At 72.3% G+C, this 17,632-nt stretch carries 14 protein-coding genes; 4 read left to right on the plus strand and 10 right to left on the minus strand.

What is annotated here, in order from left to right; all coding sequences use genetic code 11:
- Positions 1 to 109 precede the first annotated feature (109 nt).
- Entirely contained in the window at positions 110 to 2,566 is a 2,457-nt protein-coding gene (locus ACIOSR_RS12870) for an ATP-binding cassette domain-containing protein (protein ID WP_402752821.1), read from the plus strand.
- An 82-nt stretch (positions 2,567 to 2,648) separates the two neighbouring features.
- Here the strand turns inward: ACIOSR_RS12870 and ACIOSR_RS12875 are convergent, their stop codons facing one another.
- From ACIOSR_RS12875 to ACIOSR_RS12900, 6 genes are all read right to left on the minus strand, one after another.
- Positions 2,649 to 3,548: an SDR family oxidoreductase gene (locus ACIOSR_RS12875; protein ID WP_056042968.1), complete on the minus strand. Its 900-nt coding sequence runs from the start codon at positions 3,546 to 3,548 to the stop codon at positions 2,649 to 2,651.
- A gap of 169 nt (positions 3,549 to 3,717) precedes the next feature.
- Positions 3,718 to 4,017: a hypothetical protein gene (locus tag ACIOSR_RS12880; protein WP_056042964.1), complete on the minus strand. Its 300-nt coding sequence runs from the start codon at positions 4,015 to 4,017 to the stop codon at positions 3,718 to 3,720.
- Between the two features lie 193 nt (positions 4,018 to 4,210).
- The gene (locus ACIOSR_RS12885; protein WP_056042961.1) at positions 4,211 to 4,597 is read right to left on the minus strand and encodes an iron chaperone; all 387 of its coding nucleotides are present in this window, start codon (positions 4,595 to 4,597) and stop codon (positions 4,211 to 4,213) included.
- Positions 4,598 to 4,699: 102 nt separating this feature from the next.
- A complete protein-coding gene (locus ACIOSR_RS12890; RefSeq protein ID WP_192122847.1) occupies positions 4,700 to 5,437 on the minus strand; it encodes a DUF4396 domain-containing protein in 738 nt (245 codons plus the stop codon).
- A gap of 134 nt (positions 5,438 to 5,571) precedes the next feature.
- A complete protein-coding gene (gene sigK / locus ACIOSR_RS12895) occupies positions 5,572 to 6,156 on the minus strand; it encodes an ECF RNA polymerase sigma factor SigK (RefSeq protein WP_402752822.1) in 585 nt (194 codons plus the stop codon).
- Between the two features lie 493 nt (positions 6,157 to 6,649).
- On the minus strand, positions 6,650 to 7,357 hold the full coding sequence (locus tag ACIOSR_RS12900) for a hypothetical protein (protein WP_402752823.1): 708 nt from the start codon (positions 7,355 to 7,357) through the stop codon (positions 6,650 to 6,652).
- Positions 7,358 to 7,503: 146 nt separating this feature from the next.
- On the opposite strand from ACIOSR_RS12900, the gene ACIOSR_RS12905 reads away from it, so the two are divergent.
- Both ACIOSR_RS12905 and ACIOSR_RS12910 read left to right on the plus strand, forming a co-directional pair.
- Positions 7,504 to 7,797, plus strand: coding sequence for a hypothetical protein (locus ACIOSR_RS12905; RefSeq protein WP_402752824.1), 294 nt, complete (start codon positions 7,504 to 7,506; stop codon positions 7,795 to 7,797).
- Between the two features lie 9 nt (positions 7,798 to 7,806).
- Positions 7,807 to 8,010, plus strand: a complete 204-nt coding sequence (locus ACIOSR_RS12910) for a VanZ family protein (RefSeq protein ID WP_402752825.1) — start codon at positions 7,807 to 7,809, stop codon at positions 8,008 to 8,010.
- Here ACIOSR_RS12910 and ACIOSR_RS12915 read toward each other — a convergent pair.
- The 4 genes from ACIOSR_RS12915 to ACIOSR_RS12930 all read right to left on the minus strand — a co-directional run bounded on the left by ACIOSR_RS12915 (position 8,007) and on the right by ACIOSR_RS12930 (position 17,010).
- Positions 8,007 to 8,960 (minus strand): nuclear transport factor 2 family protein, encoded by a 954-nt coding sequence (locus ACIOSR_RS12915; protein WP_402752826.1) that lies wholly within the window; start codon positions 8,958 to 8,960, stop codon positions 8,007 to 8,009. The two genes, ACIOSR_RS12910 and ACIOSR_RS12915, sit on opposite strands and share 4 nt — an antisense overlap.
- A gap of 296 nt (positions 8,961 to 9,256) precedes the next feature.
- Positions 9,257 to 9,589: a hypothetical protein gene (locus tag ACIOSR_RS12920; RefSeq protein ID WP_148053709.1), complete on the minus strand. Its 333-nt coding sequence runs from the start codon at positions 9,587 to 9,589 to the stop codon at positions 9,257 to 9,259.
- A gap of 224 nt (positions 9,590 to 9,813) precedes the next feature.
- Positions 9,814 to 15,249 (minus strand): Ig-like domain-containing protein, encoded by a 5,436-nt coding sequence (locus ACIOSR_RS12925; protein WP_402752827.1) that lies wholly within the window; start codon positions 15,247 to 15,249, stop codon positions 9,814 to 9,816.
- A gap of 261 nt (positions 15,250 to 15,510) precedes the next feature.
- The gene (locus ACIOSR_RS12930) at positions 15,511 to 17,010 is read right to left on the minus strand and encodes an MFS transporter (RefSeq protein WP_402752828.1); all 1,500 of its coding nucleotides are present in this window, start codon (positions 17,008 to 17,010) and stop codon (positions 15,511 to 15,513) included.
- 272 nt (positions 17,011 to 17,282) lie between these two features.
- Here ACIOSR_RS12930 and ACIOSR_RS12935 point away from each other — a divergent pair, with 272 nt between their 5' ends.
- Positions 17,283 to 17,531, plus strand: coding sequence for a glutaredoxin domain-containing protein (locus tag ACIOSR_RS12935; protein WP_043594734.1), 249 nt, complete (start codon positions 17,283 to 17,285; stop codon positions 17,529 to 17,531).
- Positions 17,532 to 17,632 lie beyond the last annotated feature (101 nt).

Consider the following 17,632-nt stretch of genomic DNA (forward strand, 5'->3'; position numbering starts at 1 on the left):
CCCGCAGCCCGCCGACACCCCGCCGACGCCCCCGCCGACGCCGCACCGGCACCCCGACGGGCCACCGGCACCCGGGCCGAGTCCGTCGGACACCCGTAGCATCGACCGGATGCCCGACACCGCCCCTCCCGATGTGCCCGACGTGCCCGCCGACGCCCCCGCCGACGTCCACGCCCGCGGTTTCGTCCGCGTCCGCGGCGCCCGCGAGAACAACCTGCGTGCGGTCGACGTCGACGTCCCGCGCGACAGCATCGTCGCGTTCACGGGAGTCTCGGGCTCGGGCAAGTCGTCGCTGGCCTTCGGCACGATCTTCGCCGAGGCGCAGCGCCGCTTCTTCGAGTCCGTCGCCCCCTACGCGCGGCGGCTGATCGCCCAGGGCGGCGCCCCGCACGTCGACGAGATCACCGGCCTGCCCCCGGCCGTCGCCCTGCAGCAGCGCCGCGGCGCCCCGAGCTCGCGGTCGACCGTCGGCACCCTGACCACCCTGTCGAACTCGATGCGGATGCTCTACTCGCGGGCCGGCAGCTACCCCGCGGGGGCCGACCGGCTCGAGTCCGACTCGTTCTCGCCGAACACGGTCGCGGGGGCCTGCCCGCGCTGCCACGGGCTCGGCGTCGCGCACGAGGTGACCGAGGCGTCTGCCGTCCACGACCCCGACCTGAGCATCCGCGACGGCGCGATCACCGCCTGGCCGGGAGCCTGGCAGGGCAAGAACCTCCGCGACGTCACGAGCGTGCTCGGCTACGACATCGACCGCCCCTGGCGTGACCTGCTGCAGGCCGATCGCGACTGGCTGCTCTACACCGAGGAGCAGCCCGTGGTCGAGGTGACCCCCCAGCGCGACCGCGTCGCCAAGCCGTACAAGGGCCGCTTCTGGAGCGCCCGCGCCTTCGTCCTGCACACCCTCGCCGACTCGCAGAGCGAGACCCAGCGGGCCAAGGTCCTGCAGTACGTCGATAGCGGTCCCTGCTCGCTCTGCGGTGGCAGCGGCCTGACTCGGGCGGCGCTCGCCGTGACCTTCGCCGGCCGGACGATCGCCGAGCTCAACGCCCTGCCGATCGCCGAGCTGGGCGACGTCCTGCGGCCGACGGCGACCCTGACGAGTGCGTCGGCGGCGGTGTCGAACGCGTCGTCGGGCGAGGTCACCGAGGTCGCCGTCCGCATCGCCTCCGACCTGCTGGCCCGGACGACCGTGCTCGCCGACCTCGGGCTGGGCTACCTCAGCCTCGGCCGTGCGACGCCGACCCTGTCGCCGGGCGAGATGCAGCGGCTCCGCATCGCGACGCAGCTGCGCTCGGGCCTGTTCGGCGTCGTCTACGTGCTCGACGAGCCGAGCGCCGGCCTGCACCCCGCCGACGCCGAGTCCCTCGTCGAGGTGCTCGAGCGGCTGCGGGCGAGCGGCAACTCGGTGTTCGTCGTCGAGCACGACATGAGCATCGTGCGTCGCGCCGACTGGGTCGTCGACGTCGGCCCGGGGGCCGGCAGCCAAGGAGGCGCGGTGCTCTACAGCGGGCCCGTCGCCGGGCTCGCCGGGGTCGCCGACTCCGTCACGAGGCGGTTCCTCGACCCCTCCGCCGACGGTCGCGCCCAGGGCGGGTCGCCCGTCCGCCGCGAACCGACCGCCACCCTCGAACTGCGTGGCGTCACCCGGCACAACCTCGACGGCGTCGACGTCGACCTGCCGCTGGGCGTGCTGACCGCGGTCACGGGGGTGTCGGGCTCGGGCAAGTCGACGCTGGTCGGCGGCGTGCTGGCCGAGACGGCGACGAGCCACGAGCGGGTCGACCGCGTCGTGCAGGTCGACCAGAAGCCGATCGGCCGGACTCCGCGGTCGAACCTCGCGACGTACACGGGCCTGTTCGACGCGGTGCGCCAGGCCTTCGCCGCGACCGACGAGGCACGGGCCCGGGGGTACGGCGCCGGACGCTTCTCGTTCAACGTCGCCGGGGGCCGCTGCGAGGTCTGCCAGGGAGAGGGGTTCGTCTCGGTCGAGCTGCTCTTCCTGCCCGGCAGCTACTCGCCGTGCCCCGAGTGCCACGGAGCCCGCTACAACGCCGAGACGCTCGAGGTCACCTGGCACGGCGCGACCGTGGCGGACGTGCTCGCGATGACGGTCGACGAGGCGGCGACGTTCCTCGCCGAGGTGACCAGCGCCTCCCGGGCCCTCGAGACGTTGCGGCAGGTCGGGCTCGGCTACCTGCGACTCGGTCAGCCGGCCACCGAACTCTCGGGCGGCGAGGCGCAGCGCATCAAGCTCGCGACCGAACTGCAGCGGGCACGCTCGGGCCACACGCTCTATCTGCTCGACGAGCCCACGACGGGCCTGCACCCCGCCGACGTCGAGCTGCTCGTCACCCAGTTGCAGCTGCTCGTCGACGCGGGCAACACGGTCGTCGTGGTGGAGCACCACATGGGCGTCGTGGCGGCGTCCGACCACGTCATCGACCTGGGCCCCGGCGGAGGGGACGCCGGTGGGCGCGTGCTCGCCGTCGGGACTCCCGAACAGGTGGCCGGAGCCACCGGTAGTCGCACCGCGCCGTACCTCGCGGCGGCGCTGCCCGCCTGAGCCGCCGGGGGCCGCTGACCCGAGGAGCCGAGGAGGCGCGGTGCAGCCGACCCGCGCCTCCTCGGTTCCGTCGTCGGTCGGGCTACGGCGAGACCATGCCGCCGTTGACGTTGAGCGTCTCGCCCGAGACGAAGCTCGACTCGGCCGAGGCGAGGAACACGTAGGCCGGTGCCTGCTCGGCGGGCTGGCCGGCGCGACCGAGCGGGGCCTCGCTCGAGCCGAACTCGGGCAGCGACTCGGGGTCGACGCCGTCGGTCACCTGCAGCACGGTCCAGGTCGGGCCGGGCGCGACGACGTTGACGCGGATGCCCTTCGTGATGAGCTGCTGCGCCATGCCCTTCGACAGGTTGTTGACCGCACCCTTGGTGGCGGCGTAGTCGAGGCGGTCGGGCGCGGGCGTGTGGGCCTCGGCCGAGGCGGTGTTGATGATTGTCGAGCCGGGGGCGAGGTGCGGCACGGCGGCCTTGACGATCCAGAACGGGGCGTAGACGTTGGTGCGGAAGGTCAGGTCGAACTGCTCGTCGGTGATGTCGGCGATGTCCTCGTGCCAGACCTGCTTGCCGGCGACGTTGACGACGGCGTCGAGGCCGCCGAGTCCGTCGACCGCCTTCTGCACCAGTTCGCGACAGAAGGAGGCGCTGGTCAGGTCCCCGGGGAGGGCCACGGCCTTCTGCCCCGCGGCCTCGACGAGCGCGATGACGTGGTCGGCGTCGGACTGTTCGCTCGGCAGGTAGTTCAGGGCGACGTCGGCACCCTCGCGGGCGTAGGCGATCGCGACGGCGGCGCCGATGCCCGAGTCGGCACCCGTGATGAGGGCCTTGCGCCCCTGCAGGCGTCCCGTGCCGCGGTAGGTCTCCTCGCCGAGGTCGGGGACCGGCGTCATCTGCGACTGCAGGCCGGGCTCGTCCTGGTGCTGCACCTCGGGGCTGATCGTGGGGTAGAGCGTGCGCGGGTCGGAGAAGGTGTACTGGTCGCGGGTCATGCGGGGTCCTCTCTGGTTCGGGGGTGCCCTGGACGCTACGCCGGGCCGCCTCCGCCGACGCGGCGCGTTCGGGGTACGGGCCCGGACGCAGCGGACGAGCGGCCGCGGATCGTGCCCGCCATCGTGGCGGAGGACGATCGGCGACCACTCGTCCGGGTCGTCGTGCGGGCTAGAGGCCCTGGGTCATGATCAGCGCGCCAGCGACCATCGAGCCGATGTTGGCCACGATGCCGATGAAGCCGAGCACGATGCCGACCGTCGCCATGGTGCGGGCGGCGGGCTCGCGCTTGCGCGACAGGAAGCCGAGCACCACGGCGGCGATGGCGAGGAGGATCCACAGCACCGGCAGGAAGAGGCAGAAGACGATGCTGACGATGCCGAAGACGAGCGACAGGACGCCCATCGTCTTCTTGGTCGTCGTGGCGGGGCCGGTGGTGCCAGGGCCGGGGTAGGGGGTGGCGTCGGTCATGTCGGGTCTCCTCAGAATCGGGGTGAGCATTTCTCGTCGAAACTAGCGACTTTCGGACCGTGAAGGCCGGGTGATCGGCTGGCGGGACCCGACCCGACCCGACCCGACGCGACGCGACGCGTCGCGACGAGCGGTGGCGGGCGCCGCGGCTCGGAGGAGTGCGGAGGGGGCGTCAGTGGGGTGCGTGGATCCGTCAGCGGGTGACGGCGAACGCCGGGGGAGGGGCGTCCACGATCGTCGCCGCGCCGCACGCGATCGCGCGGCTGATCCGCTCGACCAGCTGGTCGGGGACGGGGCGGCCCCAGCCGAAGGCGACGGTGTCCTTGGCTCGTCGGTGAGGGGAGACGTCGCCTTCGAGGGCTTCGTCGAACCGGGGCACGGGGTAGATGCCGAGGTGGCGCGTCCATGCCGCGAAGTAGAGCGTCTGCCCGTCCTCGAAGCGGATGGCCGGCATGCCGTACCGCAGGCTCTCGACGCCGCCTGTGCACCCGGCGTGGATGGCCCGCCTCACCCGTTCGAGCGCTTCGCGTCTCTCGGGCGGGAACCCCGCGATGTACTGATCGACCACGGTGTCGCTCATGACGAGTCCTCTCGTTCGCTGGGCACCAGTGTGCGACGGAACGAGCGCGGGCGCCAGCCCCCGGGCCGAGCGTTCGTGTGCGGCGTCGAGGTCTGCATCGGATCACATCGCTTCTTTCACGCCCGACCTGATGAGGAGCCAGTTGACGGGGTAGGAGGTCGCGAACCCGGCGAGCATGGCGATCTGCATGACGAACCAGAATTCCGGACTGACGACGTCCGCGCGCCCGCCGAAGAGTGAGGGCAGGACGAGGAACTGGGCCAGCGCCATGACCCCGTACATTCCGACCTGCCACGCCGAGATCGACAGGGCGTCGGCCTTGAGGGCGGCCACGATGCCGGCTCGGAGGCCGAGGCCGCGCATCGGGGCGATGGAGAAGTACTGGAACACGATCCCGAGAGCGAAGGCGAGGACGAAGTCGATGATCCAGCCGGCGAAGATCTCGTCGTCGTACAGGGTGCCCCGGCCGACGACGACGCCGATGACGGGGAAGGCGACGAGGGCGAACTCCGCGACGAGGTCGCCGATCGCGCAACCCGCGCCGCAGTGGCTGGTGCCCGTGGCGACGGAGACCGCCATCGAACTCCCGCGCTCGTCCTGGCTCAGTCCTCGGAGGGCGGCGCGCGCGGTCCGACGGTAGAACAGCAGCCACGCGAGCCCGCCGAACAGCATCGTCACGGGCCACACCACATTCATCACGGCCATCGGCTGTGGGCGGCGGGCCACGTCGGCCGCGACACCGACCGCGCAGACGACACCGATGGCGATGAAGGTCCACGAGAGGAACGTGAACCCGACGGGGAACGCGTCGACGGTCAGGACAGGTGAGGCGGCGACCATCCATCGACCCAACACCCTGACGATGCCGAGCGTCGACGTCGACGAGAACGTCGTGAGGCCCGCTGTTGGACGCCGATCTGCTCGGCACGTGCCTCCGGCACGTGCCCCCGGCCCGATCCCGGGGGATGAATCGGTCAGGCCGCTTCCGTTTCTGCGATCAGTCGACGGAGGGTGATCAGGGCATCGCGGATGCGGGTCTTCATCGTCCCGATGGCGACGCCGGCCTCACGGGCAGCCTCGCTGTGGCTCAGCCCGCCGAAGTACACCAGCTCGAGGGCTTGCTGCTGCAGGTCGGTCAAGGTGCGCATGGCCTTCGTCACTCGCTCGTGCTCGACCCGGGTCTCGGCCGTCTCCGCCACGTCGTCCCGTGCGTCGACGAATTCCTTGGCACCGACTGCGAGGTCGCGGTCGCGTGAGGACTGGGAGGCGCGCACCCGGTCGACGGCGCGGCGGTGCGCCATCGTGAGCAGCCACGACGATGCCTTGCCACGCGCGGGATCGAAGCGCCCGACGGTCTGCCAGGCCTCCAGGAAGATCTCCTGCGTGACCTCCTCGGACTGCGCCGGATCGACCAGGATGCGACGGACCAGTCCGAGGACACGGGCAGCCGTCCGGTCGTAGAAGACCGCGAAGGCTTGCTGGTTGCCTTCGGCGACGAGGACGAGGAGGTCGTCGTCGGAGCGCTCGGTCCCCACGGGTGGCGCAGGTGCAAGAGACATGGCGTCCAGTCCGGGGGGCTCGGGATCGAGGTTTCGTGCCACCGACGGCACCCCTCGAACTCTATGCGCTTGAATTGAAAGCGGTGACCCCAGACCGAGGGTCACGAGTCGTGTCTGCGGTGGTCGTCAGCTGCCGGGCAGACGCGGAGGTGACGGGCGCGGTGAGCACGGCGCTCGTCACCCCCGCCGCGCCTCCTGACCCCCGGCCGTCAGTGCGCGAAGAACCCGGTTCCGAACGATGCACCCCGATTCTTCTGGGTGCGTCGTTCGAAACCGGGTTCACGGCCGCCTGACCCCGGGCCGGCCCCGGGCGGGCAACGGAAAAACCCCGCCCCGTGCGTGAGCACGAGGCGGGGTCCACCGGGATCGCCGACCCCGTCGAGCAGGGCGGGGCCGGTGCGTCGTCACGGAGACGACCCGGGTTCCAGGCCGCACCTCGCGAGGCGGGGTGCGGCCCTGGGGCCGGGCCGGCGGGTAGCCGGCCAGGCAGGTACTACTCCGTGGCGGCGGTGATCTTCGCGACGCCGACGAGCATCTCGTCCTGGACGGCGTCGGTCTTGAAGGTCTGGTTCAGCAGCGACGCGGCGTCGGGGCTGATGTGCACCGTGGTGCCCTCGAGGACGGCGTTGGAGCCTTCCATCTGGATCGGCTTGAGCGTGCCACCGTAGAGGTTGAACAGGTAGGCGTCCTCGGCGGCGACGGTGCCGTTGGCGGTGACGGTGCCGTAGAGCTTGCTCTCACCCGGGTCGATGCGGAAGTCGGTCAGTTCGACGACGGTGCCGTCGGCCGAGGTCAGCGACAGGCCGGAGCCGTCGTGGTCGATCTCGCCCTGGACGTAGGGTCGCACGTCGCTGTCGGGGCCGTAGTAGTCGACGTTGCCGCCCGTGATCGGGAACGCGAACGTGCCGTCGGTGAAGGTCGCGGTGCCGACGACGCCCGGGGTCAGGCCGAGCGAGGTGATCGCGTCGACGAAGGACTGGTCGACGGCGACCTGGGTGTCGACGCCGTTGCTGAGGTCGGCGATCGACGCGGCGGGCGTCGACGCGGCGCTGGGCTCGGAGGACGACGAGCTCGACGAGGAGGACGTGTCGGTCGAGGTGCCGGAGTCCATCGAGCACGCGGCGAGGGAGAAGAGCAGGGCGCCCGAGGCGACGAGGCCGAGGGTGGTCTTGGTGATGTTCTTGCGAGTGAAAGCGTTCATGGTGAAGCTCCTTGTCAGTTGGTCCCGGTGGGGATGTACTGGGTTCGCCACCGGGCCCGAAAAGGATTGGAACGCATCATCTTCGTTACCCCGCCGTGACCTCCACCGCCGCGTTCAGCAGATCCGACGTGTCCTAGTCTCGGTCCGTGCTCTCGACCGTGCTCGCCCTGGTGCCGTGGCTCGCCTTCTCGGTCCTGGTCGGCGTCGTCGTCGTCGGTCCGGTCGCCGGACTGTGGCTCGTGGGACGCCGACGGACGACCGGCGTTCTCCTCGGCCTGGCAGTGCTCGCGGTCCTGGCGCTCACGCTGTACCCGGATGGCGCGCCCTACCCGGGCATCACGTGCAACCCGGGCCTGCCGTACCTCTCGCCCACTGCGGTGGAGTCGACCGCGAACGTCCTCTTGTTCGTCCCGGTCTCGTTCTTCGCGGGGGTGCTCTGACGACGACCGGTGGTGGCAGTTCTCGGTGCCGTCGCACTGTCGGGTGCCATCGAGCTGCTCCAGGCGCTGGTGGTGGTGATCGGTCGGGCCTGCGACACGGGTGACTGGATCACCAACACCGTCGGTGCCGTCGTGGGGGGCGTGCTCGCGGCGAGTGCCCTCACCTGGCATCGACGCCGCACGCCCGGTGCGCGAGGCCGCCTCGGCGGCTAGTCGGTGGGGACCACGTCCCAGTGCTCGCGGATGAGGCCGCCGTCGACGCGGAACAGGTCGGCCGCGAGCAGCGGGTCCCCGGGCTTCGCGCCGACCGCCTGCGAGAAGGTCCAGACGATGTCGCCGTCCGAGAGCGAGATGACGGACTGCTGCGCCGGGAACTGCGCACCGCTCCCGAACAGCTGCTTCAGCGCTGCCGTCCCGTTCGGAGCCACCGGGTTGTGCTGCAGGTACGCGGGGTCGAACGCGCGGTCGAGGATCGACGGGTCGTGGTCCCGGAACAGCGTGTCGTACGCCGACACCGCGAGGACGCGATTGCGTTCTTCCTGACGTTCCGACGGCGCGGCGGTCGGACGCGCCGGCCGGTAGAGGTCGCTGAACATCGAGTTCGTGTTCCCGCTGGCCGGTGTGCCGGTCGGAACGGGCTGCTCGAGCGACCAGTGCTCGACGATCCGGCCGTGCTCGAGGCGGAACAGGTCGACGGCGGCGTCACCGCGTCGTTCGTCGCCGGGGTCCGGCGTGATCTGCCAGTGCACCGCGACGAGGTCGCCGTCGGCTGCGACGTGTTTGATCACGGCGTGGGCACCGGGAACGCGGATGCGGTCCGCCGCGAACTGGGCGAGGAGTCCCTCCGGCCCCGCGGCGGTCCCTGCTCCGTGCGCGACCGCGGTCGGGGAGACGAGCCGGGCTGCGAGCTCGCGGGAGGACGTGCCGTCCGGGTCGGCGAAGGTCTGGGTGAGGAGCGTCCGCACGGCGCAGGCGTTGCGGTGTTCGGTGGTGCTGTCCCGCCGGTCCGCGGCAGCCGTCACGGTCGACTTCGGCGGGGTCCCGGGAGCAGCGGCCGCCGGCGTGGCGACGCCGAGTCCGGTGAGGAGGGCGACTCCGGCGAGGACGGCCGTGCCGCGGGCGAGGCGGCGGGAGGGGCTGCGCGTGGTCAGGTCGTTCGTCATGTGTTCTCCTGCTCGTGTGGTCGGCGGGTGATCGCAGCATCGCAGGAAGCCCCGTCGTCGGCAGGTACGCACTTTCTCGTAAGCCACTCACGTGGAGGTCGGAATCGTGGAACCGCCTGCGCCGACCGCGCAGGATCGTGGCGCACTCGTTCGCGTCCCTGCGGCGTGTCCGACGCGAGTCGTGCTCACACCCGTCGCGAGGCGGCGGGGCGTGCTCCTGGCGTGAGGGCCGCCGGCACGCACCGGCGCTGTCGTCCACGACGATCACGCCGTCTCTGCCGGCGCTCGCTCACGGGTCAGAAGGGCAGGGGCGTCAGCAGCCAGAGAAGCAGCAGACACCCGCTGACCGCCAGCCCGAGAAGGCCGAGCGCCATCCCGGCCGTGACGAAGCGGGGTCGGTCGTCAGGAGCCGACTCGACGTCGTCGCGGGCGAAGGCGACGGCGGCGACTCCGAAGAACACGGATACGACCGCCCAGAGATCCAGCAGGATGCTCGCCCAGGGCACGAGTGGGGTGCCGATCAGCGAGGGGGCGTTGCCCGCGACCAGCAGGACCGGGCCGGACAGGCTCAGCCAGCCCAGGGCCCAGGCCCAGGACCGCGGCTCCGACGTCCTTCCCGGTGATGTCACGACGATCCCTCTCTCCCTCGACGACGACCCGTCCGCCTCCTCGTGACCCTCTCAGCATCGAGCCGCGGGCGCGTCCTCCCGACGGATGACACCCCCGGTGGGGTCGCGTGCTGCGGAGCCGCCGAGAGCGTTCCGCGGCACGGACTGCCGTCCGACGGACGTCCCCGCCCGTCCGCCCCCTCGGCAGGAGGGGCGGGCGGACGGGGACGTCGGCGCGTCGGGGGCTACTCGGCCCGGCGACGGCCTCGGATCGGGCCGACCACGCGACGGCCGCGACGCGAGAGCGCCAGGCCGAGCGCGACCCCGAGCAGGGCCATGGCGGCGATGCCGAGCACCGACGCGCTGCCGGTGAAGGCCAGCTGCGTCGCCGACAGGATCATCGGGAACGACACCGTGACGACCGCCTGGACCGTCTCGCCGGCCGTGTCGGTCACGCGGTACTGCACCGACGCCTCGGAGTCGAAACCCGTCGCGGGGGTGAAGACGACGGTTCCGTCGACGACCGTCCAGGTGCCCTGCTCGGGCACGGTCAGCGTGCTGACCCCGTCACCGGTGGCCGGGTCGACGAGCACGACGGTGCCGCGGTCGAAGGTCGCACCCTCGGTGGGGGCGTCGTTCGCCGTGACGTCGACGGTGACCGGGTGGTCCGTCGTGCCGCGCTGCTCGTCGTCGACCGCGACGGCCGCGCCCAGCACCGTGATGGCGACGGTCGCCCGGGCGGTCTGCCCGGCCTCGTCGGTCGCGGTGTAGTCGAACGCGTCGACCCCGACGAAGCCGGCGGCCGGCAGGTAGTCGTACGAACCGTCGCGGTCGAGGGTGACCGTGCCGTGCGACGGCGGGGACGCCAGGGCGACCCAGAGGGCCGATCCGTCGTCGTTGCGCATCACGCCGCCGACCGTGCCCGAGACGAGCCGCTTGCCGGCGATCGTCCTGCCCGAGTCGGCCACGGCCTTGACGCCCACGGTGAGGGTGACCGTGGCGGACGCGGTGCCGCCGTCGCGGTCGGTCACCGCGTAGGTCACGGCGTCCTTCCCCGAGAACCCGGCGTCCGGCGTGTAGACCAGGCGGCCGCTGGGGTCGATGGTCGCCGTGCCGTGAGCCGCGAGACCCGTCGAGGTGACGCGCAGGCCGGTGCCGAGGTCGTTGCCCAGCACCCCCGGGGCGGCGACGGTCAGGGTCGTGTCGGCCGGCGTCGAGGCGGCGTCGTCGACCGCGGTCGGCAGCACCGTGATGGTGACGGTCCCCGTGCGGGTCTGCCCCTCACCGTCGGTCGCCGTGTACGTGAAGGCGTCGGTGCCCGAGAAACCGGACTTCGGCGTGTAGACGTACGAGCCGTCGCGAGCGAGCTCGACCGTGCCGTGCGTGGGCGCGGCGTCGAGCGTCGCGTTCAGCGAGCTGCCCGAGTCGTTCGAGAGCACGCCGTGCGGGGCGTCGACGGTCAGCGGGGTGCCGGCACGGGTGCTGCCCGTGTCGTCGAGCGCCAGGGCACCGACGACGATGGTCGCCGTGGCCTTCACCGACCGGCCGGCCGAGTCGGTCGCCGTGTACCCGACCCGGTCGGTGCCCGAGAAACCAGGGACCGGCGTGTAGACGAACGACCCGTTGGGCCGGGTGTCGATCGTGCCGTGCGCCGGGGTGTCGACGCCCGTCACCGTCAGGCCGGTGCCGAGGTCGTCGACCAGCAAGCCGGGGGCCGGCACGGTGAGCGTGGTCGCGGCGGGCGTCGAGTACCGGTCGTCGAGGGCGCGGGGCGTCACGGAGACGGTGACCGTCGCCGTGGCGGTGCCGCCGTCCCGGTCGGTGACCGTGTAGACGACGATGTCGTCGCCCGAGAAGCCCGGGGCCGGCGTGTAGTCGAACGTGCCGTCCGGCGCGATCGTGACGGTGCCGTGCGCGGCCGGGGTCACCGTGGTGACCGTCAGGCCCGTTCCGACGTCGTTGCCGAGCACACCCGGCGCGCCGACGGTGACGCGGTCACCGGCGACGACCGAGGCGACGTCGGGGGCGGCCTTCGGGCTGACGACGATCGTCACGGTGCCCGTGCCGGTCTGTCCGTTGCCGTCCGTGACCTCGTAGCCGAAGGTGTCCTTGCCCGAGGTGCCGGGCTCCGGGGTGTACGTGTACGAACCGTCGGGGCCCGTGGTCACGGTGCCGGCCTTCGGCTGGTCGGTGACCTTCGCCGTCAGGTCGGTGCCCTTGTCGTTCGAGAGCACCCCGTGCGCGGCGTCCACGACGAGGGGCTGGTCGGCCACGGTGCCACCGACGGGCGAGTCGTCGACCACGATCGGACCGACGTGGATCGTCACCGTCGCGACGTCCGAGCCGCCGGATGCATCGGTGGCGCGGTAGGTCAGCTGATCGGTGCCCGAGAAGCCGTCGGCAGGCGTGTAGGTGATGGTGCCGCCGGCCGCGATCGTGGCCGTGCCGTGGGTCGGGGCGTCGACGATCTCGGCGCGCAGGTCGGTGCCGAGGTCGTTGCCGAGCACGCCGGGGGCCGTGACCGTGACCGTGGTGCCGGCGGTCGTCGAGGTCGTGTCGTCGACGGCGTCGGGCCGGACGACGATCGTCACGATGCCCGTGCTCGTCTGCTCCTCGGCGTCGGTCACGGTGTAGGTGAATCCGTCGGTGCCCGAGAAGCCCTTCGCCGGGGCGTAGACGTACGAGCCGTCCTTAGCGACGGTCACGTCGCCGTGGTGCGGGGTCCCGTCGAGCGTGGCCGCCAGGCCGGTGCCGCGATCGTTCGAGAGGAGGCCGTCCTTCGCCGACACGGTCAGGTCGCGACCGGCGGTCGCGGTGCCCTGGTCGGCCATGGCCAGGTCGCCGACGACGACCCAGGCGCGAGCCGTCGCGGTCTGCCCCGCGGCGTCCGTCACCTGGTACTCGAACGAGTCGGTGCCCGAGGTGCCGGCGTCCGGCGTGTAGCTCCAGCTGCCGTCGGCATCGACCGTCACGGTGCCGTGGGCGGGCGTGCCGTGGTCGGTCACGCGCAGCCCGGTGCCGAGGTCGTTGGCGAGCAGTCCGGCCGAGGCGGGCGTGGTCACCGTGGTGCCGTTCGGCGTGGTCGCCGCGTCGTCGACGGCCACCGGCGTCACGGTGATCGTCACCGTCGCGGTGGCCGTGCGACCGGCGGCGTCGGTGACCTGGTAGGTCACGGTGTCGGTGCCCGAGAAGCCGGGCGTGGGCGTGTGGTCGAACTCGCCGTTCGGTGCGATCGTCGCACTGCCGTGCTGCGGGCCGGTCACGATGGCGGCGCCGAGGCCGGTGCCGAGGTCGTTGCCGAGCACGCCGGGTCCGTCGACGTGGGCGTTTCCGCCCGCCACGACGGTGATGGTGTCGTCGACGGTCTTCGGGGCGACGGCGACGGTGACGGTTCCGGTGCTCGTGACGCCGTTCGCGTCGGTCAGCGTGTAGGTGAAGACGTCGGTGCCCGAGAAGCCCTTCTCCGGCGTGTAGACGTACGAGCCGTCGGGGTTGACGACGACGGTGCCGGTGGTCGGGGCGGTGGCGAGGGCGGCCTCGAGGGGACCGGTGCCCCCGTCGTTGCCGAGCAGTCCGCGCCCGGCGGGCACGTCGAGGGCCGAGCCCGCGACGGCGTCGGCGGTGTCGGCCGAGGCGCGCGGCGCGACGGTCACGGTGACCGTGCCGGTGTCGGTGCCGCCCGTGCCGTCGCTGACGGTGTAGTCGACGGTGTCGGTGCCCGAGAAGTCGTCGGCCGGCGTGTAGAGCACGTCGCCCGCGGGGGTGACGGACGCGGTGCCGTGACCCGGCGTCGAGGCGGCGGTGACCTTCAGGCCGGTGCCGTCGTCGTTCGCGGTCAGGGCGCTTCCGGCGATGGTCGTCGGGGTGCCCGAGACGGCGGTCGCCGTGTCGTCGACGGCGGTGGGCAGCACGGTGACGGTCACCGTGCTCGTGGTGCTCGCGCCCTCGGAGTCCGTGGCCGTGTAGGTGAAGGTGTCGGTGCCCGAGAACCCGTCGGCCGGGACGTAGCGGTACGAGCCGTCACGACCGAGCACGAGGGAGCCGTGCGAGGGTCCGGTCGCCACGGCGGCGGTCAGACCGGTGCCCGAGTCGTTCGCCAGCACGCCCGAGGCCGCGTCGACCACGAGGGCCTGGCCGGCACGGGCGGTCGCGACGTCGTCGCTGCTCACCGGGGTGACGGTGATCGTGATCGTCGAGGTCGACGTGCCACCGCCTCCGTCGGTCGTCGTGTACTGGAAGGTGTCGGTGCCCGAGAAGCCCGTCGCGGGCGTGTAGACGTACGAGCCGTCGGCCGCGACGGTGGCCTGCCCGTGCGCCGGCTGCGTGTTCGACGTCACGGTCAGGTCGGTGCCCGCGTCGTCGGCGAGGACGCCGGGCGCGCCGACCCTCAGCGAGGTTCCGGAGGCGGTGGTCCCGGTGTCGTCGGAGGCTGCGGCCGAGATCGCCGCCACGGTGTTCGCGAAGGTGCACACGACGTCGGTGCCGTCGGCGCTGGTCGCGGCCGGGAAGGTAAACTGCGCGGTGTTGCCCGAGCCCGACGCGACGGTCGCGTCGTCGGTGACGTTCGCGCAGCGGTACGTCGTCGAGTAGTCGGCGAGGCGCGTCGAGCTGTTGCCCGCCGTCTGCGAGACGGTGTACGTCCGGGCCGGGATCGCGAGCGCGGCGCCGGCCTTCTGGGCCTGGACTCCGTTCGCGGTGCCAGAGGTCGTCGCGGTGGACGGCGACGACAGGTTGCCGCCGTCGACCTTGAGGGCGAACTGGTCGCCGGACTTCCAGCGGCCCGTGACGTCCGCCTTGCCCGTCAGGGTGTTGGCGTAGTTGCAGCTCGCGAGGTCGGAGTACGAGGTGACGTTGCTGATGGCCGGGGTCGTCATGCGGCTGACCTCGGTACCCGAACTCGAGTCGAGCTTGATGATCTGCATGCCCGACGAGACGTACAGGTAGCCGTCGGACGAGAAGGCGATGCCGGGGCTGTTGGTGCCCGTGGGCAGGTCGGTCAGCTTGGTGGCGGCGAGGGAGGTGGTGCCGGCCGTGGTCGGGATCGTCTCGTCGTTCAGTCGGTAGACCGCGTTGCTCGCCACGACGAAGAGCAGCCCCTGCGTGCTGAAGGCGAAGTCGCCGTTGCCGGCCTGCAGGCCGGGGATGCGGCCGACGACGCCGATCTTGTCCCCGGTCTTCGGGTCGTACGCCGAGATCGTCGACGGGTCGCCACCGGTCGCGTAGTAGTAGAGCCCGGTCACCGGGTTGACGGCGCCCCGCAGGGTCGAGGCGGGTGCGCCCGACGGGTTCGCGTTGGCGACCGTCGTGACGGCCCCGGCCGCCGAGTCGTAGCGCGCGAGCGTGTTGCCGTTCGAGTTGTTGGCCGCGCCGTTGGTGAAGGCGTAGGCGTCGAGGCCGTTCCGCCCGACGCCGAGACCGTTGTTGGCCGGTGAGAACGGGTTCGCCGTCCCCGCGATCACGTCGGACACCGTGTTGGCCGCGACGTTGATGGCGACGAACTGGCCCTGACCGGCCGTCGCGTAGATCGTGTTCTGGTCGCACGAGAGCGCTGCGGCGGCCTGGGCCGGCGCCGGCGAGACGGCCTGGGTCACGGCGACGGCCGCCAGCAGGGAGGCGGTGGCGAAGGCCGCGAACGAGAGGGCGCGACGACGGGGGCGCACGGAGGCGCGGAGAAGCGACATGGGGGTGTCCTCGGGTGGGGGCGTCCGGCCGGGTCGGATCCGGTCGGACGTCGGTCCTGCTCGACACGCGGGGGTTCAGGTGCCCGCGTGTCGCCCCCTCGGGTACGGGGGCTCCACGGAAGTGGATGCCTCGACAATAAAGCTTCTCGTTTGTCGAGTGGAGTCCCCAGAGCAGGGGTGATTTCGTCCGCCTTGTGGGGGACATCGGGGTACAGCGGGGCGGATGGCGGTGCCGAGGACGCGACCCGCGCCTCCTGCGTCCTACCGGCGGGGGCGACGCCCGCCGTGGCCCTGGCCCACGGTCGGGATCGACGTCGTGACGACCGCCACCGACGAGGTGATGACCGCGAGCGACGAGGTCGACAGGGTCGCCTGCGCGTGACCGGTCAGCGGGAATCCGCGTCGGCCCGCCACGATCACGACGAGGCTGATCGCGACGATGGCCGCGGCGGCGAACGGCACCGTGGCGAGGCCCGTCATCCCGTAGACCTGCCCGCCGATCGCGGCACCGGCGGCGATGCCGACGTTCGAGCCGGCGTTGATCAGCGCGCCCGCGATGTCGGGGCTGACCCCGCCGGTGCGGATCGCGGCCGCCATGAAGAGCGTCCCGGTCGTGCCGTTGGCGGCCATCCACAGCCCAGCGACGACGAACGTGCCGACGAGCGAACCGTGCACGAACGGCAGGGCGGCCAGGGCGCCGATCATCACCGCGACCGCGACGATCAGCGTCTGCCGGGGTGCCCGGTCGACGAACGCGCCGGCCGCGAGCAGGCCGACCACGCCCGTGCCGCCGAGCACGAGCAGGGCGCCGCCGACGAGGTCCTCGCCGAGGCCGGCCCCCGTCAGGTACGGGCCGATGAAGGTGTAGACGACGTAGTGGCCGGCGAACAGCATGAGGTCGGCCACGACCACGGCGAGCAGCCCCGAGCGTGCCCACGAGCGGACCGAGCCGACGTGCGGCGACGACTCGCCCTGGACGTGCGGCAGGAACAGCGCGGCCACGACGGCCAGCACCGCGGTGGCGACGGCGACCGCGCCCACGGCGGGACGCCAGCCGAGCTGGTCGCCGACCGTCGTCGCGAGCGGCACGCCGACGACGAAGCCCAGCGAGCTGCCCGAGTAGACGAAGGCGATGGCGCGGCCCGCCAGGCGCGGCGGCACGATGCGCGTCGCGTAGGCCGAGGCCACCGAGAAGAACAGGGCGTGCGCGATGCCACCGACCACGCGACCGGTCAGCAGCACGCCGAAGCTCGGGGCGAGCGCGACCATCAGGTTCGAGGCCGTGTAGCCGACCAGGGTCGTGACGAGCACGGCCTTGCGGGGGAAGCGTGCGGTGGCCCAGGTGAGGGGCAGGGCCAACGCGGCGACGGCCACGGCGTACACCGTGACGACGACGCCCATGCGCGCCTCGCTGACGCCGAGGTCGGTGCTCATGGTCGAGAGGAGGCCGACCGGGCTCAGTTCGGTGGTGATCGCGAAGAACGTCGCGAGGCCGAGCACGGCGATGCCGACGACGCCCGAGGGGGTCAGGCGGTGCGGCTGGGGCGTGGGGCGGGTGTCGCGCGGGTGCGTCGACGACGAGCGCGGGGGAGGTGCGGCGGCGGGCGTGCGCACGGCGGGCGTGCTCGAGGTCTGGGGCGGGCGCTGAAGGGTGTCGGTCACGGGAATGCCTCCGGGCCCGGGGCGCGTGCGCACGACGATCATCTCGTCGGGGGCATCGTGGACGTCGGCGGCCGACTCGTGGTCGACCCCGGTCTGCACGATGCAGCACACTCGTCGCGGGCCATGCTGCTGGCGGGTGGATTGGGGGGATTGCCACTCCACGACGAGGGCGCTCATCCAGTGTGACATGCCACCCCCGGGGGCTCGCAAGGCCCCCGAACGAGAAACCGAACGACGTTCGCTCGCGGCGAGCGAACCGGGCGGCGATCCGGCGTCCGACCGGATTCCCGGACCGGATCTCGAGACCGGTCGGGGACGAGGAGGCGCGGGTGGCGTGCCCGCGTCCCGTCACCGCGCGTACCCTGGTCGCCATGAGCACCGACACCGCCCCCGACCGCATCCTGATGTTCGGCGCCGAGTGGTGCCGTGACTGCCGTCGCTCCAAGGCGCTGCTCGACCGCGAGGGCGTGGCCTACGACTACGTCGACCTCGAGGCCGTCGCCGACGGTGCCGACCGCGCCTACGCCGTCAGCGGTCGCACGCAGATCCCCGTCGTGGTCTTCCCCGACGGCAGCCACCTGGTCGAGCCGACCGACGCCGAGCTCGCCGCCAAGCTCTAGCCCGGCACCGCGGCACCGCGGCACCGCGGCACCGCGTCACCTCGCCACGCGCCGACCCTCCACCCCGCCACGAAGTAAACAACCCGCCACGCGAACGTGTG

Origin of the sequence: Frigoribacterium sp. NPDC087798, from assembly GCF_044742985.1 — a bacterium.
Classification (GTDB): Bacteria; Actinomycetota; Actinomycetes; order Actinomycetales; family Microbacteriaceae; genus Frigoribacterium.

Excerpts from the sequence above, each read along its gene's own strand:
- ACIOSR_RS12870 (WP_402752821.1), top strand. The coding sequence starts at position 110 with ATGCCCGACACCGCCCCTCCCGATGTGCCCGACGTGCCCGCCGACGCC.
- ACIOSR_RS12875 (WP_056042968.1), bottom strand. The coding sequence starts at position 3,548 with ATGACCCGCGACCAGTACACCTTCTCCGACCCGCGCACGCTCTACCCC.
- ACIOSR_RS12880 (WP_056042964.1), bottom strand. The coding sequence starts at position 4,017 with ATGACCGACGCCACCCCCTACCCCGGCCCTGGCACCACCGGCCCCGCC.
- ACIOSR_RS12885 (WP_056042961.1), bottom strand. The coding sequence starts at position 4,597 with ATGAGCGACACCGTGGTCGATCAGTACATCGCGGGGTTCCCGCCCGAG.
- ACIOSR_RS12890 (WP_192122847.1), bottom strand. The coding sequence starts at position 5,437 with ATGGTCGCCGCCTCACCTGTCCTGACCGTCGACGCGTTCCCCGTCGGG.
- sigK (WP_402752822.1), bottom strand. The coding sequence starts at position 6,156 with ATGTCTCTTGCACCTGCGCCACCCGTGGGGACCGAGCGCTCCGACGAC.
- ACIOSR_RS12900 (WP_402752823.1), bottom strand. The coding sequence starts at position 7,357 with ATGAACGCTTTCACTCGCAAGAACATCACCAAGACCACCCTCGGCCTC.
- ACIOSR_RS12915 (WP_402752826.1), bottom strand. The coding sequence starts at position 8,960 with ATGACGAACGACCTGACCACGCGCAGCCCCTCCCGCCGCCTCGCCCGC.
- ACIOSR_RS12925 (WP_402752827.1), bottom strand. The coding sequence starts at position 15,249 with ATGTCGCTTCTCCGCGCCTCCGTGCGCCCCCGTCGTCGCGCCCTCTCG.
- ACIOSR_RS12935 (WP_043594734.1), top strand. The coding sequence starts at position 17,283 with ATGAGCACCGACACCGCCCCCGACCGCATCCTGATGTTCGGCGCCGAG.